The organism is Paracoccus sp. PAMC 22219 (assembly GCF_000787695.1).
GTDB lineage: Bacteria > Pseudomonadota > Alphaproteobacteria > Rhodobacterales > Rhodobacteraceae > Paracoccus.
Genome location: NZ_BBPH01000076.1, coordinates 17127 through 38234, shown reverse-complemented (window position 1 = coordinate 38234; position 21108 = coordinate 17127). Strand labels below are relative to the sequence as shown.

The following is a 21108-nucleotide window of genomic DNA, read 5'->3' as shown; positions in this document are numbered from 1 at the left end:
GCCTATCCTCCCTGCATGGGGGCCAGAACCTCCAGCCGGTCACCGTCGCGCAACGGGTGGGTCGCGCGGGACGCGGCGGGCAAAAAGTCGCCGTTCAGCGCGGTCGCCACGCGGGCATCGCCCCAGCCCAGTTCGGACAGCGCGTCGGCCACGGTGGAGGCGGCGATGTCGCGGGGGGTTCCGTTGACCTCAATCCTCATGGATCAGTTCTCCCTTGGTTCCGGTGATCAGGTAATCGGCCGCCTGCCGCGCCAGCGCGGGGGTCATCAGGTATCCGTGGCGGAACAGCCCGTTCAGGTGCAGCACCCGCCCCCGTACGGTGACGCGCGGGATGTTGTCGGGAAACGCCGGGCGCAGGTCGGCGCCCAGTTCGACGATGGCGCTTTCGGCAAAGCGGGGGTCCAGCGCATAGGCCGCCGACAGCAGCTCCAACACCGACCGGGCCGTGGCGGGCGCGCGGGAGGCGCTTTCGATCTGGGTCGCGCCCAGCATGAACAACCCGCCTGCGCGCGGCACGATGTACAGAGGATGGCGCGGATGCAGCAGGCGGACAGGGCGCGTCAGGGCGATGTCGGGGGCATGCAGGACGATCATCTCGCCGCGCACGCCGCGCAGGTCTGGCAGGGCGGCGGACAGCCCGCGCGCGTCGATTACCGGGCCGACGATGTCGCGCGGATCGGCCGTCGCGGCCTCGATGCCGATGCCGCGCGCGGCCAGCCACGCGGTCAGGTCGGTCAGGGCGCGGCGGGGGTCCAGATGCGCCTCGGTCGGAAAGATCAGGCCGGGGCGGGGCGGCAGGTCAGGTTCCAGATCGGCGCTGTCGCAGGGCTGATGGTCGGTGGCGCGGCGGGCAAAGCGGGCCAGTTCCGCCCGGTCGCGGTCCAGCGCCAGCACCAGCGTGCCGTGCCGCGTGACGGGCGTCACGGCGGACCAGGCATCGGCAGCGTCGGCGCCAAGCCGGGTGATCACCGGATCGGCGGTGACGCCTTCGCAATGCGGGGCCAGCATGCCGCCCGCCCACCACGAACAGCCATGCGGACCCGGCGGGCCGTTGCGGTCCAGGATGCGCGGGGTCAGCCCGCGCAGCGCCAGCACATGGGCCGCGAACAGCCCGGCCACGCCCGCGCCGATGATGGTGACGTCAGCCATGTGACCAGACCGCATGGAAATGATGCACAGGCCCATGCCCCGAGCCCACGTGCAGGTCATCCGCCGCCGCGATCGCGCGTTGCAGATAGCGATGCGCGACCCCCACGGCCTGCACCAGCGGCAGGCCTTGCGCCAGCCCCGCCGCGATCGCCGCGGACAGCGTGCAGCCGGTGCCATGCGTGTTGCGCGTCGCCAGGCGTCGTGCGCTGAAGGGCGTCGCCCCCTGCGCGGTCACCAGAAGGTCGGTGCAGATCGCGCCATCCCCGTGACCGCCCTTCATCAGCACAGCCTGCGCGCCCATCGCGCGCAGTGCCGCCCCCTGTTCGGCCATCTGCGCCGGGCTGGTGGCCGGGGCACAATCCAGCAGGAAGGCGGCCTCCGGCAGGTTCGGGGTCAGCATGGTCGCGCAGGGCAGCAGGGCGCGCAACGCATCAATGGCGTCGGGCGGCAGCAGCCGGTCGCCCGATTTCGCGATCATCACCGGATCCAGCACGACGGGCAGGCCGCAGCCGTCCAGCCCGCGGGCCACGGTGGCGATGGCGTCAGCCGCGCCCAGCATGCCCAGCTTGATCGCGCGGACATCCAGATCGTCCAGCACGGCGCGCATCTGGGCCGCGATCATCGCGGGGCTGGCGGGTTCGACCATGCTGACGGTGCGGGTGTTCTGCGCGGTCAGTGCGGTCACCACGCTGGCGCCATAGCAGCCAAGCGCCGAAAAGGTTTTCAGATCCGCCTGGATGCCGGCGCCGCCGCCCGAATCGGACCCGGCGATGGTCAGGGCAATGGGTGCTGTCACGTCGTCCCCCTTTAAGGTGGCGGGTCGTGACCGGGCAAAGGGGTGGGGACACAGGGCGGGCCGGGGGCGCGCGGATATCTGCACCGTTCCCTCCGCCGGTATGACCCGGATCAGGTTCGATGGGTTGGCTGACGCCTCTCAGCCCCTGACGGGACACCCCAACGGTTTGCACCGTCAAGGCTAGGTCGGGCGGGCGCGGGGCGCAAGGGGGGCTTTTCGTGCGGCCGCGATTGTCGCAGGATGGCGGTTCAGCAGACGGGGGACCGATGGACAAGCGCGGGCTGGAGATGACGGTGCTGATGTCGCCGGACATGGCGAATTTCAGCGGCAAGGTGCATGGCGGCGCGCTGTTGGCCTGCCTGGACCGGGTGGCCTATGCCTGCGCGTCACGGTGGTCGGGGGAATATGCGGTAACCCTGTCGGTCGACCAGGTGACTTTCAAGGAGGCCATCCACGTGGGCGAACTGGTCACCTTTCGCGCGCGGGTGAACCACACCGGGCGCACCTCGATGGAGGTCGGCATCCGGGTCGAGGCCGAGAACATCCGCCGCGGTACGCGCAGGCATACCAATTCGTGCTATTTCACCATGGTCGCGGTCGACGAACGCGGCCATCCCGTCCCCGTCCCCAAACCCGAACTGGAGGACGAGATCGACCGCCAGCGCTGGCGTTCCGCCGAGGTCCGGCGCACCATGCGGCGCGAGATCGCGGCCCGCCAGGAGGCCGCGTCGAACACCCCGTGATTGGGCGTGGACTTTGCGATCCAAGTCGCGTAGGGAACCGCCTTTGGCCCTGCTAGTCCGGGGCGGCGGGTGCAGGGTGGGCCGGTCGCAGCGACGATAGGTGCCGCTCATCGGGTCGCTCACGACCCCCGCATTTTGGCGAATCACATGACTGAACTGAATTTCCCCGCGCCGCTTCAGGCGGCGTTGGCCGACAAGGGCTATGAGACCCTAACCGCGGTGCAAAGCGCCGTTCTGGCGCCCGAGGCGCAAGGCCGCGACGTGCTGGTCTCGGCCCAGACCGGGTCGGGCAAGACCGTGGCCTTTGGCCTGGCCATCGGGGCCGAGCTGCTGGACGGCGACCGCATGATCGAGGGGCAACTGCCCCTGGCGCTGGCCATCGCGCCGACGCGCGAACTGGCACTGCAGGTCGCGCGCGAACTGGAGTGGCTTTATGCCGGCACCGGCGCGCAGATCGCCACCTGCGTCGGCGGCATGGATTACCGCAACGAGAAACGCGCCCTGCAGCGTGGCGCCCAGATCGTGGTCGGCACGCCGGGCCGCCTGCGCGACCATATCGACCGGGGCAGCCTGGATCTGTCCGATCTGCGCGCCGCCGTTCTGGACGAGGCCGACGAGATGCTGGACCTGGGCTTCCGCGAGGACCTGGAGTTCATCCTGGGTGCAGCGCCCGTCGAGCGCCGCACGCTGATGTTCTCGGCCACGGTGCCGTCCGCGATCGAAAAGCTGGCCCGCGATTTCCAGCGTGACGCCCTGCGCATCGCCGCCATGGGCGAGGCACGCCAGCACGGCGACATCGCCTATCGCGCCTATACCGTAACCGCCCGCGACCGCGAGCCCGCGATCTTCAACCTGCTGCGCATCCACGAGGCGCAGACCGCCATCGTCTTCTGCAAGACGCGGGCCAACGTGAACCACCTGCTGGCGCGCATGTCGAACCGCGGCTTCAAATGCGTGGCCCTGTCGGGAGAGCTGTCCCAGCAGGAACGCACCCACGCACTGCAAGCGCTGCGCGACGGTCGCGCCCGCGTCTGCATCGCCACCGACGTCGCCGCCCGCGGCATCGACCTGCCGGGGCTGGAACTGGTGATCCACGCCGATCTGCCGACCAACCCCGACACCATGCTGCACCGGTCGGGCCGCACCGGGCGCGCCGGGTCCAAGGGCGTGTCCGCGCTGATCGTGCCCTCTGCCGATTATCGCCGCGCACAGCGCCTGCTGCAGAACGCCAAGGTTTCGGCCGAATGGCTGGACGCGCCGACCGCAGACGAGGTTCGCGCCCGTGACGACCAGCGCATGCTGGACCACCCCGGCCTGCACGAACCGGCCGGCGAGGATGCTGCGCTGGCGGCACAGCTGCTGGAGCAGTTCAGCGCCGAACAGGTCGCCGCCGCGTTCCTGCGCATGTGGCGCGAAGGCCGCCCCGCCGCCGAGGAGCTGGCCGAGGCGCATGCGCCCCCCGCGCCGATGGCACCCCGCCCGCAGCGCGAATTCGGGCCGTCGGTCTGGTTCACGCTGTCGGTCGGCCATTCCGGTCGCGCCGAGGCGCGCTGGCTGCTGCCCAAGGTCTGCGACGCGGGCGGGATCACCCGCGACAGCATCGGCGCGATCCGCGTGAAGCAGGACCTGTCCTATATCCAGATCGCGTCCGAAGTGGCCGCCAAGTTCGGCGATTTCATCGAGATCACGCCCGAGGTCACCATGCGCCGCATGGACGGCGCCCCGGATCTGGATGCGCCTATCGAACGCGCCCCGCGCGCCCCGCGCACCGACAACCGCTCCGAGGGCCGCAAGCCCGCGCCCCGCGCCAAGCCCGCCGCATCGGATGAGGGTCATAAGGAGCGCGTCAAGTCGGCCCGCGGTGGCTGGGTGCCCGATGACGTCCCGGCCGAACCGCGCGAGACCGGACCGCATGCGGCCGTGAAATCGTGGAAGAAGAAGTCGTCCGCCGACGCCGGCAAGGGTCCGAAGCCCGCTTGGGCCAAGTCCAAGCCCGCCGCCGACAAGGCCGGTGCGCCCAAGGCGCATCGCAAGGGCCCCAAGCGCCCCGCCTGATCGGCGACTGCCCGCAGGCCCGGACGATTGCCTGAATAACAGGCAGCGGGTCCTGCACGCTCTGCAATCGACACAGCCATCGCGCGAAGCCCCATCACGGGGTTTCGGGCGCGACGCGTTCGGCGCATGGAATGTCGCAATTGATATTGCCAGCCGGGCAGGGCGACGCTTAACCTGATCCTTGCGCTGAATAACCAACGACAAAACAGGGAGAGCGCTTTTGCTGGACGACCGCCACGGCGACGCATTCGTCGCCTTCGAGCATGTGCAAAAAAGCTATGATGGACAAACACTTGTCGTCAAAGACTTGAATCTGTCCATCGGGAGGGGAGAGTTTCTGACGATGCTGGGGCCGTCCGGGTCCGGCAAGACGACCTGCCTGATGATGCTGGCAGGCTTCGAGACCGCCACGAACGGAGAGATCCGCCTTGACGGCCGCCCGATCAACCAGGTGCCGCCGCACAAGCGCGGGATCGGCATGGTGTTCCAGAACTATGCGCTGTTCCCGCACATGACGGTCGGAGAGAACCTGTCCTTTCCGCTGGAAGTGCGCGGCATGGGCAAGGACGAACGCCAGACGCGCATCGCCCGCGCGCTGGACATGGTGCAGATGGGCAAGTTCGCGAACCGTCGCCCCGCCCAGCTTTCCGGCGGCCAGCAACAGCGGATCGCCCTGGCCCGCGCGCTGGTGTTCGATCCCGAGCTGGTGCTGATGGACGAGCCGCTTGGCGCGCTGGACAAGCAGCTGCGTGAACACATGCAGTTTGAGATCAAGCACTTGCATGAGAAACTTGGAATTACCGTGGTCTATGTGACCCATGATCAGGGCGAGGCGCTGACCATGTCGGACCGCATCGCGGTCTTCAACGACGGGCGCATCCAGCAGCTGGCCCCGCCCTCCGATCTGTACGAGCGCCCCGAGAACATCTTTGTCGCCAGCTTCATCGGCGAAAACAATGTCCTGCCGGGCACGATTGAACAGCTGGATGGCGACAGGGCGCTGGTGCGGCTGGACGGGGGCGGCGTGATCGACGCGACCGCCGTCAACATCCGCGAAAAGGGTCAGCGCACGACCGTGTCCATCCGCCCCGAACGGGTCGAGTTCAAGCCCGAGATGATGTCCCAGGGCGCCCACACGATCGAGGCGCAGGTGATGGAGGTCATCTATATGGGCGACATCCTGCGCGCCCGGCTGAAGGTCGCGGGCAGCGACAATTTCGTCATGAAGATGCGCAACACGATCGGCCAGACCCGCCTGGACCCAGGCCAGGTGATCCGCATCGGCTGGCATCCCCAGGATGCCCGCGCGCTGGACCCGATCTGATCCCCTTTCCCAACCGGAGACTTCGATGAAGCGTTTTCTTGCACTCAGCACCGCGATGGGCCTGGTCGCCGGGCCGGCACTGGCCGATGTGAACCTGCTGTCCTGGGGCGGCGCCTATGGCAACAGCCACCTGGAGGCCTATGCCAAGCCGTTCACGGCGGAGACGGGCATCAACGTCATCATGTCGGACGCCGACAACCCCGCGACCCCGATCAAGGCGCAGGTCGAGGCGGGCAATGTCAGCGTCGACGTCGCATCGGTCGAGTATGCCGATGCGGTGCGGCTGTGCGACGAGGGTGCGTTGGAGGTGATCGACCCGGCCATCCTGCTGCCGGCCGAGGACGGCACGGCGGCGGCCGACGATTTCATCGACGGTGCGGTGACGGAATGCTTTGTCGCGACCGACGTATATTCGATGGTTCTGGCGTTCAACGACACGGCCTTTCCGGAGGCCAAGCCCGCGACGCCCGCCGACTTCTTCGACCTGGAGGCGTTTCAGGGCAAGCGGACGATGCGCAAGGGCGCCAAGTTCAACCTGGAACTGGCCCTGATGGCGGATGGCGTGCCTGCCGCCGAGGTCTATGAGGTCTTGGGCACCCCCGAGGGCGTGGACCGGGCCTTTGCGAAACTGGACACGATCAAGTCCGAGGTGATCTGGTGGGAGGCGGGCGCGCAGCCTCCGCAACTGCTGGCCGATGGCGAGGTCAGCATGGCCTATGCCTTCAACGGCCGGATCTTCAACGCGGCCCAGGCCGACGGCCAGCCGTTCGAGATCATCTGGGACGCCCAGATCTATGAGATGGAGGGCTGGGTGGTGCCGAAGGGCGCGCCGAACCTGGAGCAGGCGATGGAGTTCGTGGCCTGGACCACGGCATCCGCGCCCCAGGCCCGCGCCGCCGAATTCATCAGCTATGGCCCGCCCCGCCGGTCCGCCGCGGCCATGGTCGGCAACATCGAGGGCACCGAGGAGCCGATGGGCCCGAACCTGCCGACCTTTGACGCCAACATGGCCGGCGCGCTGGCATCGGACTTGGATTTTTGGGTCGACCGCGATGCCGAGCTGATCGAGCGTTTCAACAGCTGGCTGGCCAGCTGATCCATTCGGACCGGGCGGGTTCGTCCCGCCCGGTCCGCGCCCCGCAGCGGGGCCAATGACAACGGGCAAAAATGCCCGAGACCAACCAACCGGGAGAACCAACGTGAAAACCACCCTGATCCTTTCGACCGCCCTGTGCGGCGTGGCCTTTGGCGCGATGGCGCAAGAGGTCAACGTCGTGTCCTGGGGCGGCGCCTATGAGGTCAGCCAGGTCGAGGCCTATAACAAGCCCTTTACCGCTGAGACGGGCATCACCGTCAACATGATCGCCGCCGACAACCCCGCAACGCCCCTGCGCGCGCAGGTCGAGGCTGGCAACGTCACGGGCGACGTCTTTGACGTTGAGGTCAGCGACGCGATCCGCCTGTGCGACGAGGGCGCGCTGGTCGAGATCGACCCCGCCGACCTGCCCACCGCCCCCGATGGCACCGCCGCCGCCGATGATTTCGTGCCGGGCGCCCTGCAGGATTGTGCCGTCGCCAACATCGTCTGGGGCACGGTCATTTCCTTCAACACCACCAAGTTCGAGGGCGAGGCCCCCAGCACGGCGGCGGATTTCTTCGACACCGAGACCTTCCCCGGCAAGCGCGGCCTGCCCAAGAACCCCAAGCGCACGCTGTACCTGGCATTGATCGCCGACGGCGTGCCCGCCGCCGAGGTCTATGACGTGCTGTCCACCCCCGAAGGCGTGGACCGCGCATTCGCGAAGCTGGACACGATCAAGGGAGAGACCGTCTGGTGGGAAGCCGGCGCCCAGCCCGTGCAGCTGCTGGCCGACGGAGAGGTCAGCATGACCACCGTCTATAACGGTCGCGCCTTCGACGCGATGGTGGCCGAAAAGCAGCCGTTCGAGATCATCTGGGACGGCCAGTACCTGGACATGGACATGTTCGTGATCCCGGTCGACGCGCCCAACCCGGAAGCGGCGATGGAATACCTGAAATTCGCCACCGACACGCAGCGGCTGGCCGATCAGGCGAAATACATCGCCTATGGCCCGGCGCGGCAATCCTCGACCTCGCTGGTGGGGCTGTATCAGGATGGCGTCACGGAGATGGCGCCCCACATGCCGACCAGCCCCGAGGCGCTGGCCAACGCGGTGACGGACGACCCGGAATTCTGGGCCGACCATTCCGCGGAACTGACGGAACGCTTCAACAGCTGGCTGGCCGCGTCCTGAACTGACACCCTGCCGCCCCCGCATCCGGGGGCGGCGGACCTGACTGCCGGGGGACGACATGGCCGACGCCGCACTTGATCCACACGCCGCCATCGCCACCACCGCATCCGGTGTGGGGTCTGGCACGCTGACCACCGCCGACGGGATGCCGCTGGCCCGCGCCCTGGCCCACAGCCAGCGCCGCGCGCGACGCCGCGCCTTTCTGCTGGTGCTGCCGCTGCTGGCCTTCATTTTGATCACATTCGTGGTCCCGATCGGCCAGATGCTGGCGCGGTCGTTCCACAATGACGGCTTTTCCGCGAACATGCCCCAGGTCTCGGCCTGGTTCGCGTCGACGGAACATGGCACCGCGCCCGACGATGCCGCCTGGACCGCGCTGGCCCAGGACCTGGTTGCCAGCGCCGATGCACGCAGCATCGGGGTGGTGGGCACGCGGATCAACTATGACATGCCGGGGACGCGGTCGCTGTTCACCGCGACAGGGCGCCAAGTGCGCCGCGGGCTGGAGCCGCCGTACCAGGAGGCCCTGCTGGAGATCAACGAGGCTTGGGGCGACCCGCGCCTGTGGTCGGTGATGCGGTCGGCATCGACCCCGGTCACCGCGAATTTCTATCTGGCGGCCGTGGACCGCACCCGCGACGAAGACGGCAACATCCAGCAGGTCGAGGAACAGCAGCGGATCTATCTGACGCTGTTCTGGCGCACCTTCTGGCTGTCGGCGGTGATTACCGGGCTGACATTCATCCTGGGCTTTCCCATCGCGCATTTGCTGGCGACGCTGCCGATGCGGAAATCGAACCTGCTGATGATCCTGGTGCTGCTGCCGTTCTGGACATCTCTGCTGGTCCGGACGACCAGCTGGATGGTTCTTCTGCAGCAGCAAGGGGTGATCAACGACATCCTGGTATGGATGGGGATCATCGGCGGCGATGCGCGGTTGCAGATGATCTATAACCGCACCGGCACGATCATCGCGATGACGCATATCCTGCTGCCCTTCATGATCCTGCCGCTGTATTCGGTGATGCGGACGATCAACCCCGCCTATGTCCGCGCCGCGCGCAGCCTGGGGGCGACCAGCTGGACCGCGTTCCGCCGCGTCTATTTCCCGCAGACCCTGCCGGGGCTGGGGGCGGGGGCGATGCTGGTCTTCATCTTGGCGGTCGGATACTACATCACGCCCGCCCTGGTCGGCGGATCGTCGGGACAGCTGATTTCGAACATGATCGCGCAGCACATGACCGGGACGCTGAACTGGTCGATGGCGGCGGCGCTGGCGGCCCTGCTGCTGGGGTCGGTGCTGATCCTGTATTGGCTTTACGATCGCCTTGTCGGCGTCGACAACCTGAAACTGGGGTAAGCGAATGGCAATTCCGACCTATGCAAGCCCGCTGGAGCGCGTCTGGCATTACACCTATCTGACGGTGTGCACGCTGATCTTCGTGTTCCTGATCGCGCCGATCATCGTCATCATCCCGCTGTCCTTCAACGCGGAGCCGTATTTCACCTTCACCGACCGGATGCTGTCCTTCGATCCCGAAGGCTACAGCACCCGGTGGTATCGCAGCCTGCTGACCTTTGGCATGCAGAACCCGGAATCGACGGGTTGGGCGTTCTGGTCGGATGCCTGGACGAATGCGAACTGGGTCAAGGCGGCCAAGAACTCGATCATCATCGGGGTGTGTTCGACCGTCGTCGCGACGGTGCTGGGGACGCTGGCGGCCCTGGGCCTGTCGCGCCCCGAGATGCCGTTCCGCCGGGCGATCATGGCGATCCTGATCTCTCCGATGATCGTGCCGCTGATCATCACGGCGACGGGGATGTTCTTCTTTTACTCGAACCCCTGCGAATTGCTGGCCCTGATCGGGTTCGATCCGCAATGCGGGCGCTTGGCCGGGACCTATCTGGGCGTGGTGCTGGCGCATGCGACCTTGGGGATTCCCTTTGTCATCATCACCGTGACGGCGACGCTGGTCGGGTTCGACCAGTCGCTGAACCGGGCGGCGGCCAGCCTTGGTGCCAATCCGCGCACGACCTTCTTCAAGGTGACGATGCCGCTGATCCTGCCGGGGGTGGTGTCGGGGGCGCTGTTCGCCTTTGTCACCTCGTTCGACGAGGTGGTGGCGGTGCTGTTCATCGCAGGACCCGATCAGCAGACCATACCGCGCCAGATGTGGAACGGCATCCGTGAACAGATCAGCCCGGCCATCCTGGCCGTGGCGACGCTGCTGGTGATCTTTTCGATCGCGCTTCTGACGACGGTCGAACTGCTGCGCCGCCGGTCCGAACGCATCCGGGGCGTCACGCCGCGATGACCCCCGAAGAGCTGGAGGACGAGGGCGCGCGTCCCGCGCCCCCGTCCTATCCCGCCATCACGCAGGCCGAGCGCGCGCATGGGCGCCGCCTTGCCGCGATCCACGACATGTACCGGGCAGAGTTGGACGCGGTGCAACGGCTGCTGGTGCAGGTCCGGGCGGCGCAGGCCGACCCGGCCGTGGTTGCGCCCGCAGTGGCGGCGACCGGGTTGGCGCGCAACATGGCGCAGTTCGGCACCGCGTGCGGGCGCGACTGCGCGCTGCTGCAGAACCACCATGACATCGAGGAGCAGTGGATGTTCCCGGTTCTGGCAGATCGCGGCGGATCGGCCCTGGCCCCGGTGATCGCGCGGCTGATGGCCGAGCACCAGGTGATCCACCGGCTGATTGGAGAGCTGCACGATGCGGCGCAGGCGCTGGTGGCGGATCGGGGGAACGCGGCGCTGGACCTGTGCGCCGATCGGTTCGCGGTCCTGGACCGGGCGATCCGGTCGCATTTCGGGTATGAGGAAAGGGCGCTGGAAGAGCCCCTGGGGGCGTTGCGCGTGCCGATCTGACGGTCTTGTTGCGTCCCGCGAGGCGGGGGGCCAGCTCCCCGCACCCCCCGCCGGGGAGCCTGCGGCCCCCCGGACCCCCCGCAATGCGTCAGGGCAGCAGCGCCAGCCACATCCAGATGGTCAGCGTGGACAGCGCCGTGGCGACCAGCACGCTGGAAGCGGCCACCCGCTTGGCCGCGCCATAGACATTGGCGAACAGATAGGCGTTCACGCCCGGCGCCATCGACGCCGTCAGCACGGCAGAGCGCATGCCGTCCCGGTCCAGATCCAACGCCCAGGCCGTACCGAAGGTGATTGCCGGGTGCAGGATCAGCGACGCGGCGCAGCATAGCGCGATGGTGGCCATGTCCCCCTCGGGGCGATAGCGGTAGAGGACGCCGCCCAGACCGAACAGCGCAGCGGGCAGGGCGGCCCGGGCGATCATGTCGGCGGCGTCCCAGAACCCCTGCGGCACGACCAGCCCCGCCTGCGTCAGCACGTTCACGGACAGCCCGGCGATGATACCGATCACCAGCGAGGTGCGCAGCACTCCGGTCAGTGCGCGCAACGCCACGCGACCGACCGACAAGCCGCTGCCACGGGCGCGGGTGAACTCCATCACGGTGATGCCGAAGGTGTAGAGCATCGGCGAGTGCAGTGCGATGATCGCCCAGTTTCCCGCCAGCGCGTCCGAACCATAGGCGCGTTCCGTGATCGGCACGCCCAGCAGCAGCGTGTTGGAGAACAGGCAGACGAACCCGATCGCCACGCAATCCACAGGCGGCCTGCGGAACAGGAACCGCGCGCCTGCCCAGCCCGCCGCAAAGGCCGCGAAGGCGCCGGCATAGAATGGGATCAGCAGTTGCGCGCGGAATTCGGTCCCCAGATCCAGCCGCGCCATCGATACGAACAGCAGCGTGGGCACCGCGAAGTTCTGGGCAAAGTTCATCAGCCCGTCGACGCCGCTGGCCGAGAACCAGCCCCGCCATGCAACCAGATAGCCGAAGCCCACGATCAGGAAGACGGGCAGGATGATCGTGAACAGCGCCGTCATGACGCGGCGGGCACGGTGATCTGCATGCCGTCGAAGGCGGGCTCGACATGGGCGGGCGTCTGCGCGGCGACGGTGGCATAGTCCATATCGATATGCATGTTCGTCAGCACGGCGCGCGGGCTGCGGGCGCGGGCGATCCAGTCCAGCGACAGGGCCAGGTGGGCGTGGCTGGGATGTGGCTCGGGCCGCAGGGCGTCGATGATGAAGACCGGCGCATCCTCGATCAGCGGCCAGGCCGTGTCGGGGATGTCGGAGACGTCGGGCAGATAGACCAGACCGCCGATGCGAAAGCCCAGGGCGGTGATCTCTCCGTGCTGGACGCGGAAGGGGATCAGGGTCACCGGGCCGCCGGGGCCGTCGATGGTGATCGGGCCATCGATGGCGTGCAGCGCGCAGATCGGCGGATAAAAGCTGCCCTCGGGCGTCTCGAACACATAGCCGAAGCGGGTGGTCAGCGCCTCGGCCGTCGGTTCGTCCGCCCACAGCGGCAGGATGCGGTGGGCGTTGAAGACCAGCTGACGCAGGTCGTCGATGCCGTGGACGTGGTCGGCATGGGCATGGGTATAGACCACAGCGTCCAGCGTCGCCACGCCCGCGTCCAGCATCTGCGGGACCAGGTCGGGGCCGGTGTCGATCAGCACTTGCGTGGTGCCGTCAGGGCCGTCGCGCTCGACCAGCAGGGAACAGCGGCGGCGGCGGTTTCGCGGGTTCGCGGGGTCGCAGGCGCCCCATCGGTTGCCAAGCCGCGGCACCCCACCGGACGATCCGCAGCCTAGGATCGTGGCGCGGATCGTGTCGGTCATCGGGCGGCCTTCCAGAACAGGCGGTCGAAATTGGCCTCGGTCCGGGCGGCGAAATCGGGCAGGGACAGGCCGAACAGGTTCGCGCCCACCGCGGCGGTGTGGGCGACATAGGCGGGTTCGTTCCGGCGACCGCGATGCGGGGGCGGGGCCAGATAGGGGCTGTCGGTTTCAACCAGGATGCGGTCCAGCGGCGCCGCCTTGAAGATGTCGCGCAGATCCTGGGACCGCGGAAAGGCCGCGATGCCCGACATCGACAGATAGAACCCCAGATCAAGCGCCGCCTGCGCCAGCGCCGTGGTCGAGCTGAAGCAGTGCATGACGCAGTTGTATTCGCCCGCGTGGTGTTCCTCGGTCAGGATGCGCGCCATGTCGTCATCGGCATCGCGGGCGTGGATGATCAGGGGCAGGCGGGTCAGGCGCGCGGCCTGGATATGGATGCGCAGGCTGTCCTGCTGCGCCTGCGCGCTGTCGGCGGTGTAGTGATAGTCCAGCCCGGTTTCCCCGATCGCCACGAATTTGGGGTGTTCGGCCAGGGCCACCAGTTGATCGACGGTGGCCATCGGCTCGTCCGCGACGCTCATCGGGTGGGTGCCGGCGGCGTAGAAGACGCCGTCATGCGCCTCCGCAAGGGCGCGCACGGCGGGTTCCTGGCGCAGGCGGGTGCAGATGGTGACCATGCGCCCGACACCCGCCGCGCGGGCGCGGTCGATCAGGGCGTCATGTTCGCCTTCGAAATCGGGGAAATCCAGGTGGCAATGGCTGTCGGTCAGCCGGAGGGCCGCATCGGTCATCGGTCAGGCCTTGGTCAGGGACGCTTGCGCGGGCGGCAGCTGCGCCAGTTCCAGCACCATATCCATGACCAGCGCGGCAGGGTCAAGGTTGACCGCCCGCCCCGTGCGGGCGCGCGCCGACAGGCGGGCCTGCGCCTCGGCCCATATTCGGGCGGCGTGGTCGTCGGGCGACAGGCGCGCCATCAGCGCGCCCTCACCGCGTGCGGCCTGGGGCAGGGGCGCACCCATCAGGCCTGCGCGCGCCAGCCGCGTTACGACGCGGTCCAGCACGGTGATGGTCAGGTCGAACGGATCGCCATCGGCGCCGGCACGACCCGCTGCCCCATCCGCAAATTTCGACGCGGCCAGCCGGTCCATCCGGGGCAGGGTGGCAAACAAGTCGACCAGTTCCTGATAGCGGTCCAGGCCCCCCTGACCCGCCAGCCGCAGCGCCTCCCCGACGGAACCGTCGGACAGGGCCGACAGCGCCTCGGCATCCTCGTTCAGGCCCATGTCGGACAGGATCGCGGACATCTGGCGCGGCGGCAGCGGCGACAGGCGCAGCGTGCGGCAGCGCGACCGGATCGTGGGCAGCAGGCGCGCAGGCTGATGCGCGATCAGCAGGATCAGCGCGTCCGACGGCGGTTCCTCCAGCACCTTCAGCAGGGCGTTGGCGGCGGCGGTGTTCATCTCGTCCGCGGCGTCGATGATGGCCACGCGACGGCCCCCTTCGGCGGCAGACAGGTGGAAGAAGGACAGCAGCTTGCGGATCTCGTCCACGGTGATCTCTACGCGAAGGCGGCTGGTCTTGTCGTCCCAGGGGCGGCGGATCAGGGCCAGGCGCGGCTCGGACAGGGCGGCGATGCGGCGGGCCTCGGGCGTGTCGGGATCGACCGACAGATCGGCCCGCCCGGTATCGGCCAGAAGCCAGCGCGCGATGGCCCAAGCCAGCGTCGCCTTGCCCACGCCGCGCGGCCCGGTCAGCAGCCAGGCGTGGTGCAGGCGGTCACCCTGCGCCGCCTGCAGGAACGACGCCACCGCCGCATCTTGACCGATCACGCGCGGCGCATGGCGCGGATGGGGCGCGCCGGGAACCCGGTCGGGTTCGGGAATGTCGGCGGGTTCGGTCTTCACAACGCGGCCAGAATGCGGGCCGACACGTCATCCGCGCTGCCGCTGCCGTCGATCAGCCGCACGCGATCGGGATATTCGGCGGCCAGCGCGCGGAACCCAGTGGCCAGACGCTGCTGGAACGACAGGCCCAGGCTTTCGAACCGATCCTCGGCCCCGCCGCGCGCGTTGCCACGGGCCAGCCCCGTCGCGGGGTCGATGTCGATGACAAAGGTCCGGTCCGGCTCGACCCCGATCATCAGCGCATGCAGCCGGTCGACCATGTCGCGCAGATCGCCCCGCGCCGCGCCCTGATAGACGCGCGTGCTGTCGGCAAAGCGGTCGGTCACCACCACGCGCCCGGCCATCAGCGCGGGGCGGATGGTGCGTTCCAGATGATCGCGGCGGGCGGCGGTGAACAGCAGGCATTCCGTCTCGGGCGACCAGCGTTCGCCCGCACCTTCGACCAGCAGCCTGCGGATCTCTTCGGCGCCGGGGCTGCCGCCGGGTTCACGGGTCAGCACCACGTCGCGGCCCTGCGCCCGCAGCGCGTCGGCCAGCAGGCGGGCTTGCGTGGACTTGCCGCAGCCGTCGATGCCTTCCAGACTGATCAGCATCAGCCGGTGACGGCGGTAAGGGCGCGCTGGCCAAGCTGCATCACGGCGCCTTCATGCGGCCCATCAGGCCGGCTTCGGGGACGTCCTGCGTCGCGATCAGCGGGGTGATCGTGTCGCGCGTGCCGGGGATGGTCACGACCAGCTGGCCAAGGCGGTCGCCACGCGCGATGGGCGCGGGGACGGGGGAGTCATAGACCACCTCGACCTTGACCTGGTCCTGGACACCGGCGGGGACCAGCACGTTGACGCCGTTCTGCGTGGTCAGGCCAACCCGCGACGCGGTGCCCAGCCAGACGGGGGCCTGCGCCACGTCCTCTCCGGCGGGGACCAGGGTGCGCATGCTGAACTCGCGGAACGCCCAGTTGACCAGACGTTCGGATTCCTCGGCCCGCGCCCGGTCGGTCTGCAGCCCGGTGATGACAAAGATGATCCGCCGACCGTTCTGGATGGCCGATCCGACCAGGCCATACCCGGCTTCCTGCGTGTGGCCGGTCTTCAGCCCGTCGGCGGTCCATTCGCCCGTGCCGATGGACAAAAGCGGGTTGCGGTTGCCCGCGTTCGACGGCACCCGACCCTTGTAGTTGTACTCTGTCATCGCAAAGTTCGGGTAGAGATCGGGGAATTCGGCGATCATGTAGGCGGCCAGCAGGCCCAGATCCTCCATCGACATGCGATGGCCCGGATCCGGCCAGCCCGACGAATTCGTCAGCGTGGTGTGCGTCAGGCCAAGCTGCGCCGCGCGTTCGTTCATCTGGCGGGCAAAGGCTTCCTCTGTTCCGGCCAGCCCCTCGGCCACGGCGACGCAGGCGTCATTGCCGGAATTGATGATGATGCCGTGGATCAGATCCTCGACCGACGGACGGTCGGCGGGTTCGATGAACATCTTGGAACCACCCATGCGCCATGCCTTTTCCGACACCGGAAAGGTGGTGTCCATGGTCACGCGCCCGTCGCGCAGCGCCTCGAACAGCATGGTCAGGGTCATCAGCTTGGACATGGACGCGGGGGGCAGGGGCGTGTCGGCGTTCTTTTCCATCAGCACGGTGCCGCTCTGGACGTCATAGACCCACGCCGCCGAGGCGGTGGTCTCGAAGGCCCTGGCAGGGGCCGTCATGGCCAGCACGGCCGCCACCCAGATCAGGAATCCGCGCATGATAAGTCCCCCTAGGTTGTTTTCCATGATGGTTACATCAACCCAATCCGCCCCGCAACGCGCCTTGGTCGGGGCGGGGCAATCGTGATCAGTTTCCCGTGGCTTGGCGCCAATGCTTGCGGCACAGCGACACATAGGTCTCGTTCCCGCCGACCTGGACTTGCGCGCCCTCGGTGATGGCCTGGCCTGCATCGTCGCGGCGGATGACCATCGTGGCTTTCTTGCCGCAATGGCAGATGGTGCGGACCTCGCGCATGTCGTCGGCCAGCGCCAGCAGGGCCGCCGATCCGGGAAACAGCTTGCCGCGGAAATCGACCCGCAGGCCATAGCACATGACAGGAATGCCCAGATCGTCGGCAACCCGGGCCAGCTGCCAGACCTGGTCCGCGGTCAGGAACTGCGCCTCGTCGACAAAGACGCAGGCGGGGCGCAGTGCGGTCGCTGCCACTAGCGCCAGCAGGTCGGATGCGCTGTCAAAGGACAGCGCCTCGTCGGCGATGCCGATGCGGCTGGCGATGCGCCCCTTGCCCGCGCGGTCGTCCAGCGCCGCCGTCAGCAGCAGCGTCTCCATCCCGCGTTCGCGATAGTTGTAGGACGCCTGCAACAGCAGCGTGCTTTTGCCGGCGTTCATCGTCGAATAGTTGAAATACAGCTTTGCCATGGTGCCCGGCCCATACCCGCGCCCATGACCCTCGACAAGCAAAAGCCGCCGGGGATCGCTCCCCGGCGGCTTCTTCGTTGTCCAAATACCCATCTGCCTTGCGGCAGGGATCAGGCCGTGCGGCTTTTGGCGCGCGCGACGGACGGCGTGCGGGACGCTTGTGCGCGCCCCCGTCCATCGGCTTGCCACGTCCGCGCTGAACGCCGCCTGCAGGACCCGCCGCGGCCGCGGCAGCAGCCGATGGCACGTCGCCGCCGATCACCGGGATCGAATTCTTCATCGCCTTCTCGATGGCGCGCAGCTCTCCCAGCTCGGCGGGCGAGCAGAAGGCCACGGCGCGACCGTCACGGCCCGCACGCGCGGTCCGGCCGATGCGGTGGACATAGTTCTCGGGCACGTTCGGCAGATCATAGTTATAGATGTGCGCCACGTCCGGGATGTCCAGGCCGCGGGCTGCCACGTCGTCGCGACCAGAACCTTGGTCTCTCCCTTGCGGAACGCCTCCAAGGCGCGCTCGCGCTGGCCCTGCGACTTGTTGCCGTGGATCGCGGCGACGGCAAAGCCCCACTTTTCCAGCAGCTTGGCCAGCTTGTCGCAACCGTGCTTGGTGCGGCCAAAGACCATCGCCATCTCGGTCGTGTGCTTGGACATGTATTCGGCCAGCAGCGTGGCCTTGTCGCCCTGGCTGACGAAATGCACGCCCTGGTCGATCTTCTTGGCGGCCTGGCCCGGAGGGTTCACGGCGACCTTGACCGGGTTGGTCAGGTAGGTGTCCGACAGCTCGGACATCAGCTTCGGCATGGTGGCCGAGAACATCAGCGTCTGGCGTTCCTTGGGCAGCATACGCGCGATCTTGCGCAGCGTGTGGATGAAGCCGATGTCCAGCATCTGGTCAGCCTCGTCCAGCACCAGATAGGTGGTGGCCTCAAGGCTGATCGCGCGACGCTCGATCAGGTCCATCAGGCGGCCCGGCGTCGCGATCAGCACGTCCACGCCGCGCGACAGGCGCTCGGTCTGGGTGTTGATCGAGGCGCCGCCCACGACGCGGAACGACCGGATGGGCGTGCCTTCGGCATAGGCGTCGATGTTCGTCGCGATCTGGGTGGCCAGTTCGCGGGTCGGCGCCAGGATCAGCGCGCGGCAGGTCTTGGGGTCGGGCTTCTTGCCATAGTTGATCAGGCGGGTCAGCATCGGCAGGCCGAAGGCCGCCGTCTTGCCGGTGCCGGTCTGGGCCAGGCCCAGCACGTCGCGGCCCTGCACGATGGCGGGGATGCCCTGCTCCTGGATCGGGGTGGGCGTGGTCAGGCCCATCGCGATGATGTTGGCGTTGATGCGGTGGTCGATCCCCATGTCCGCAAAGGGACCGGTGATGACGGGTTCGCGGGCGGGGGCGCGGCGCCCCTCGTTCGATTGGGCCGAGATCGGCGCACGGCTGGGGGTGGACTTGCCGCCACGATTGGGGCGGCGGCGGGTGTTGTTCTGTTCCATCAGGATCTTTCGTCCCTTTCGTCCCCCGTATCGGACGCAAAGGCAGGGGCCACGCGCAGGGCGCGGCCAGTGGCAGGGGTGCAGGCGCGATACGAGGATGCCTGCTGCCTCCCCGCGTGAATGGGAAACTGGATTGGGTATCGGCGTCATCGGGAATGGCCCAAGGGGCTGCTCACGCGGCAGCGGACGGCGATGGGTGTCAGATGGGCCAGAATGACGCGAAAGTCAAGCCCCGTGGGGTCAGTCCCGGTCGGCGCTGTCCAGCCAGATCGTGACCGGCCCGTCATTGACCAGGGCCACCTGCATGTCGGCGCCAAAGCGCCCAGTTTCGGTGCCGATTCCCAGATCGCGCAGCGCCTGCGCAAAGCGTTCGTACAGGCGACGGCCATCGTCCGGGGCGGCGGCGGACGAAAATCCGGGACGGTTGCCGCTGCGCGTGTCGGCGGCCAGGGTGAACTGGCTGACGACCAGCGCCGACCCGCCGGTGTCCTGCAGCGACCGGTTCATGCGCCCCTGATCGTCGCGAAAGATGCGCAGCCGCGCCACGCGGGCGGCCATCTTGTCCGCGGCCGCATCGTCGTCGTCCCGCATCGCGCAGACCAGGATCAGCAAGCCGGGGCCCGTCCGACCCACGACCTGGTCGTCGACGGTGACGCTGGCTTGCGCGACGCGCTGGATCAGGACCCTCATGCGCGGGTCAGGGCGCCAGAACGATGCCGACCACGACCATCATCAGGCCGATGACCGATGCGGCCAGCGCGCCCATGTTCACGGCCAGCACGCCGCGCATCTTTTCGCGCAGCGCTGCGTCGTCCAGGCCCCGCGCGCGGCGCGTCCGACGGTCCAGATGCACCAGACGAGGGCGCCAAGCCCGATCAGGGTCAGGGCCGCGCCGCTCCAGATGATCCAGTCGAACAGGGTCATGGTCTTCTCCTTGGGCAAAGCGGGGTTTCGCGACCGTCCCCTAGCGGCGATTGCACCCCGCAACAAGACCGCCTAACACCCGGTGCAAACGCGCAAGAAGGGACGAATCCGATGCAGGACGATCAAGCTTACGGGGTGGCCGCGGACGAACTGCGCCAGTTCATCGAACAGTTCGAGCAGCTTGAGGCCGAAAAGAAGGACATCGCCGAACGCCAGAAAGAGGTGATGGCCGAGGCCAAGGCCCGCGGATACGACACCAAGGTGATGAAGCAGATCATCGCCCTGCGCCGCCGCGACAAGGACGACATCGCCGAGGAAGAGGCGATCCTGGACATGTACAAGGCCGCCCTGGGGATGGTCTGACGACGCCGCCCTGGGGCCGCCTTCCGCGGCCCTAGGGCAGGATGAATTCGACCCCGGGCAGGACCGCGATCTCGGCCACGTCGGCGCGGTAGTTCTCGGTCACCTGATCCACCAGCTCCTGCGTCCAGCCCGGCAGGTCGATGGTCTGGTCCAATACCTCCGGCAGGGCATGTGCCGCCAGCACCTCGGAATAGATCTGGCGGCGCTGCGCGACGTTGGTCTGGTCGCGGCCCGCCATCGCGGCGCGCAGCTTCTCCATTCCGGACGCGCCCAGCAGGTCGTACATGTAGGGCATGTTGCCCGCCAGCGGCACGCCGTCGGGCAATGCGCCGATCAGCCGCACCACCTCGGGCCAGATCAGCGGCACGTCCTCGTGGCACCACAGGACCAAGCGGCGGCCCTGCACCGATCGCACCAGCTTCTGGATCGCCAGCCGCCAGCGCAGTTGCAGCGGGTGGTTGCCCTGCATCAGGTCGTCGTATCCGCCGCCGCCGAACTGGGGCAGGACCTCGGCCAGCAGGGTCGCGGGGTTGCGCATCGCCACGAAGAATTCGGTGCGCGCCGACGGGAACAGCCGCGACAGCGCCGCGGCGCGCATGCCGATCTGCGGATACAGCCCCTCGCGGCCCACAGCCCGCCCCGGCGCGCCCATGAAGGTCGAGGTGGACATCACGATCCGCTTGGGGTCGTCGCTCTCCAGCATCGCGTCCAGCATGATCTGTTCCATCTCGGCCGTGGCAGTGCCGCCGTTCAGCGAGGCCAGCGCCTCGTCGAACAGGCCGCGATGACGGTTCGGGGTCACGACCTCGGTGCCCACGCCCTGCAGGCGGCCCGGTTGTTCAGCAGCGTCTTGAGCAGGCGGTCGCGGTCGGTGCCGTGCACCCCCAGGTGGAAAACCATCTGCATCTGAACTGTCCCGTCTTTTCTTGTCTTTGCGGCGGGTAATCCCGTCCTGCGTGTGCCGCGCAGAT

The 21108-nt window shown here is 68.1% G+C and carries 22 protein-coding genes, 1 pseudogene and 1 riboswitch; of the genes and pseudogenes, 9 read left to right on the top strand and 14 right to left on the bottom strand.

Annotated elements, in window-relative coordinates; translation table 11 throughout:
* Window positions 1–2: 2 nt before the first annotated feature.
* Genes thiS through thiD form a run of 3 tightly spaced genes read right to left on the bottom strand, consistent with a single transcriptional unit; the run spans window position 3 to window position 1945 of the window.
* The gene (thiS, locus tag TY51_RS09425) at window positions 3–200 is read right to left on the bottom strand and encodes a sulfur carrier protein ThiS (RefSeq protein ID WP_042248786.1); all 198 of its coding nucleotides are present in this window, start codon (window positions 198–200) and stop codon (window positions 3–5) included.
* Window positions 190–1149, bottom strand: coding sequence for an FAD-dependent oxidoreductase (locus TY51_RS09420; protein ID WP_042248783.1), 960 nt, complete (start codon window positions 1147–1149; stop codon window positions 190–192). The genes thiS and TY51_RS09420 overlap by 11 nt, the downstream gene beginning before the upstream one ends.
* Entirely contained in the window at window positions 1142–1945 is an 804-nt protein-coding gene (gene thiD, locus TY51_RS09415) for a bifunctional hydroxymethylpyrimidine kinase/phosphomethylpyrimidine kinase (protein ID WP_042248781.1), read from the bottom strand. The genes TY51_RS09420 and thiD overlap by 8 nt, the downstream gene beginning before the upstream one ends.
* Before the next feature lie 70 nt (window positions 1946–2015).
* Window positions 2016–2116, bottom strand: a riboswitch (TPP riboswitch).
* Between the two features lie 95 nt (window positions 2117–2211).
* On the opposite strand from thiD, the gene TY51_RS09410 reads away from it, so the two are divergent.
* The 8 genes from TY51_RS09410 to TY51_RS09375 all read left to right on the top strand — a co-directional run bounded on the left by TY51_RS09410 (window position 2212) and on the right by TY51_RS09375 (window position 11215).
* Window positions 2212–2688 (top strand): acyl-CoA thioesterase, encoded by a 477-nt coding sequence (locus tag TY51_RS09410; protein ID WP_042248778.1) that lies wholly within the window; start codon window positions 2212–2214, stop codon window positions 2686–2688.
* 147 nt (window positions 2689–2835) lie between these two features.
* The gene (locus TY51_RS09405) at window positions 2836–4743 is read left to right on the top strand and encodes a DEAD/DEAH box helicase (RefSeq protein WP_081994840.1); all 1908 of its coding nucleotides are present in this window, start codon (window positions 2836–2838) and stop codon (window positions 4741–4743) included.
* A gap of 220 nt (window positions 4744–4963) precedes the next feature.
* Window positions 4964–6067: an ABC transporter ATP-binding protein gene (locus tag TY51_RS09400; RefSeq protein ID WP_042248774.1), complete on the top strand. Its 1104-nt coding sequence runs from the start codon at window positions 4964–4966 to the stop codon at window positions 6065–6067.
* 25 nt (window positions 6068–6092) lie between these two features.
* Window positions 6093–7163, top strand: a complete 1071-nt coding sequence (locus tag TY51_RS09395; protein ID WP_042248771.1) for an ABC transporter substrate-binding protein — start codon at window positions 6093–6095, stop codon at window positions 7161–7163.
* Between the two features lie 103 nt (window positions 7164–7266).
* Window positions 7267–8343 (top strand): ABC transporter substrate-binding protein, encoded by a 1077-nt coding sequence (locus TY51_RS09390; RefSeq protein ID WP_156117965.1) that lies wholly within the window; start codon window positions 7267–7269, stop codon window positions 8341–8343.
* Between the two features lie 58 nt (window positions 8344–8401).
* Entirely contained in the window at window positions 8402–9703 is a 1302-nt protein-coding gene (locus tag TY51_RS09385; protein WP_042248765.1) for an ABC transporter permease, read from the top strand.
* A 4-nt stretch (window positions 9704–9707) separates the two neighbouring features.
* Window positions 9708–10658, top strand: coding sequence for an ABC transporter permease (locus tag TY51_RS09380; RefSeq protein WP_042248762.1), 951 nt, complete (start codon window positions 9708–9710; stop codon window positions 10656–10658).
* Entirely contained in the window at window positions 10655–11215 is a 561-nt protein-coding gene (locus tag TY51_RS09375; protein WP_042248759.1) for a hemerythrin domain-containing protein, read from the top strand. Before TY51_RS09380 ends, TY51_RS09375 begins: the two co-directional genes overlap by 4 nt.
* 88 nt (window positions 11216–11303) lie before the next feature.
* Here TY51_RS09375 and TY51_RS09370 read toward each other — a convergent pair whose 3' ends face one another.
* The 10 genes and pseudogenes from TY51_RS09370 to TY51_RS09325 all read right to left on the bottom strand — a co-directional run bounded on the left by TY51_RS09370 (window position 11304) and on the right by TY51_RS09325 (window position 19774).
* Entirely contained in the window at window positions 11304–12248 is a 945-nt protein-coding gene (locus TY51_RS09370; RefSeq protein ID WP_042248757.1) for an AEC family transporter, read from the bottom strand.
* A complete protein-coding gene (locus TY51_RS09365; RefSeq protein ID WP_042248755.1) occupies window positions 12245–13051 on the bottom strand; it encodes an MBL fold metallo-hydrolase in 807 nt (268 codons plus the stop codon). Before TY51_RS09365 ends, TY51_RS09370 begins: the two co-directional genes overlap by 4 nt.
* Window positions 13048–13842, bottom strand: coding sequence for a TatD family hydrolase (locus TY51_RS09360; protein WP_042248753.1), 795 nt, complete (start codon window positions 13840–13842; stop codon window positions 13048–13050). The genes TY51_RS09365 and TY51_RS09360 overlap by 4 nt, the downstream gene beginning before the upstream one ends.
* A gap of 3 nt (window positions 13843–13845) precedes the next feature.
* Window positions 13846–14955: a DNA polymerase III subunit delta' gene (locus TY51_RS09355; protein WP_042248751.1), complete on the bottom strand. Its 1110-nt coding sequence runs from the start codon at window positions 14953–14955 to the stop codon at window positions 13846–13848.
* A complete protein-coding gene (gene tmk / locus TY51_RS09350) occupies window positions 14952–15548 on the bottom strand; it encodes a dTMP kinase (protein WP_042248749.1) in 597 nt (198 codons plus the stop codon). The genes TY51_RS09355 and tmk overlap by 4 nt, the downstream gene beginning before the upstream one ends.
* A 40-nt stretch (window positions 15549–15588) precedes the next feature.
* Window positions 15589–16701, bottom strand: coding sequence for a D-alanyl-D-alanine carboxypeptidase family protein (locus tag TY51_RS09345; RefSeq protein ID WP_042248746.1), 1113 nt, complete (start codon window positions 16699–16701; stop codon window positions 15589–15591).
* Between the two features lie 88 nt (window positions 16702–16789).
* Window positions 16790–17362: a thymidine kinase gene (locus tag TY51_RS09340; RefSeq protein WP_042248743.1), complete on the bottom strand. Its 573-nt coding sequence runs from the start codon at window positions 17360–17362 to the stop codon at window positions 16790–16792.
* 115 nt (window positions 17363–17477) lie between these two features.
* Window positions 17478–18712, bottom strand: a pseudogene (locus tag TY51_RS09335) (DEAD/DEAH box helicase); the annotation flags it as partial.
* Between the two features lie 378 nt (window positions 18713–19090).
* Window positions 19091–19540 (bottom strand): D-aminoacyl-tRNA deacylase, encoded by a 450-nt coding sequence (gene dtd, locus TY51_RS09330; protein ID WP_042248740.1) that lies wholly within the window; start codon window positions 19538–19540, stop codon window positions 19091–19093.
* Between the two features lie 78 nt (window positions 19541–19618).
* Window positions 19619–19774, bottom strand: coding sequence for a hypothetical protein (locus TY51_RS09325; RefSeq protein ID WP_307535871.1), 156 nt, complete (start codon window positions 19772–19774; stop codon window positions 19619–19621).
* A 111-nt stretch (window positions 19775–19885) separates the two neighbouring features.
* Here TY51_RS09325 and TY51_RS09320 point away from each other — a divergent pair, with 111 nt between their 5' ends.
* Complete coding sequence (locus tag TY51_RS09320; RefSeq protein ID WP_042248738.1) at window positions 19886–20137, top strand: DUF2312 domain-containing protein; 252 nt, start codon at window positions 19886–19888, stop codon at window positions 20135–20137.
* A 31-nt stretch (window positions 20138–20168) separates the two neighbouring features.
* Here TY51_RS09320 and TY51_RS09315 read toward each other — a convergent pair whose 3' ends face one another.
* Entirely contained in the window at window positions 20169–20954 is a 786-nt protein-coding gene (locus TY51_RS09315) for a hypothetical protein (protein ID WP_231558989.1), read from the bottom strand.
* Window positions 20955–21108: the final 154 nt, after the last annotated feature.

Bases quoted from the DNA above. Each gene is read 5' to 3' on its own strand.
- thiS (WP_042248786.1), bottom strand. From the start codon at position 200: ATGAGGATTGAGGTCAACGGAACCCCCCGCGACATCGCCGCCTCCACC.
- TY51_RS09420 (WP_042248783.1), bottom strand. From the start codon at position 1,149: ATGGCTGACGTCACCATCATCGGCGCGGGCGTGGCCGGGCTGTTCGCG.
- TY51_RS09410 (WP_042248778.1), top strand. From the start codon at position 2,212: ATGGACAAGCGCGGGCTGGAGATGACGGTGCTGATGTCGCCGGACATG.
- TY51_RS09405 (WP_081994840.1), top strand. From the start codon at position 2,836: ATGACTGAACTGAATTTCCCCGCGCCGCTTCAGGCGGCGTTGGCCGAC.
- TY51_RS09395 (WP_042248771.1), top strand. From the start codon at position 6,093: ATGAAGCGTTTTCTTGCACTCAGCACCGCGATGGGCCTGGTCGCCGGG.
- TY51_RS09385 (WP_042248765.1), top strand. From the start codon at position 8,402: ATGGCCGACGCCGCACTTGATCCACACGCCGCCATCGCCACCACCGCA.
- TY51_RS09380 (WP_042248762.1), top strand. From the start codon at position 9,708: ATGGCAATTCCGACCTATGCAAGCCCGCTGGAGCGCGTCTGGCATTAC.
- TY51_RS09375 (WP_042248759.1), top strand. From the start codon at position 10,655: ATGACCCCCGAAGAGCTGGAGGACGAGGGCGCGCGTCCCGCGCCCCCG.
- TY51_RS09370 (WP_042248757.1), bottom strand. From the start codon at position 12,248: ATGACGGCGCTGTTCACGATCATCCTGCCCGTCTTCCTGATCGTGGGC.
- TY51_RS09365 (WP_042248755.1), bottom strand. From the start codon at position 13,051: ATGACCGACACGATCCGCGCCACGATCCTAGGCTGCGGATCGTCCGGT.
- TY51_RS09360 (WP_042248753.1), bottom strand. From the start codon at position 13,842: ATGACCGATGCGGCCCTCCGGCTGACCGACAGCCATTGCCACCTGGAT.
- tmk (WP_042248749.1), bottom strand. From the start codon at position 15,548: ATGCTGATCAGTCTGGAAGGCATCGACGGCTGCGGCAAGTCCACGCAA.
- TY51_RS09345 (WP_042248746.1), bottom strand. From the start codon at position 16,701: ATGCGCGGATTCCTGATCTGGGTGGCGGCCGTGCTGGCCATGACGGCC.
- TY51_RS09340 (WP_042248743.1), bottom strand. From the start codon at position 17,362: ATGGCAAAGCTGTATTTCAACTATTCGACGATGAACGCCGGCAAAAGC.
- dtd (WP_042248740.1), bottom strand. From the start codon at position 19,540: ATGAGGGTCCTGATCCAGCGCGTCGCGCAAGCCAGCGTCACCGTCGAC.
- TY51_RS09325 (WP_307535871.1), bottom strand. From the start codon at position 19,774: ATGACCCTGTTCGACTGGATCATCTGGAGCGGCGCGGCCCTGACCCTG.
- TY51_RS09320 (WP_042248738.1), top strand. From the start codon at position 19,886: ATGCAGGACGATCAAGCTTACGGGGTGGCCGCGGACGAACTGCGCCAG.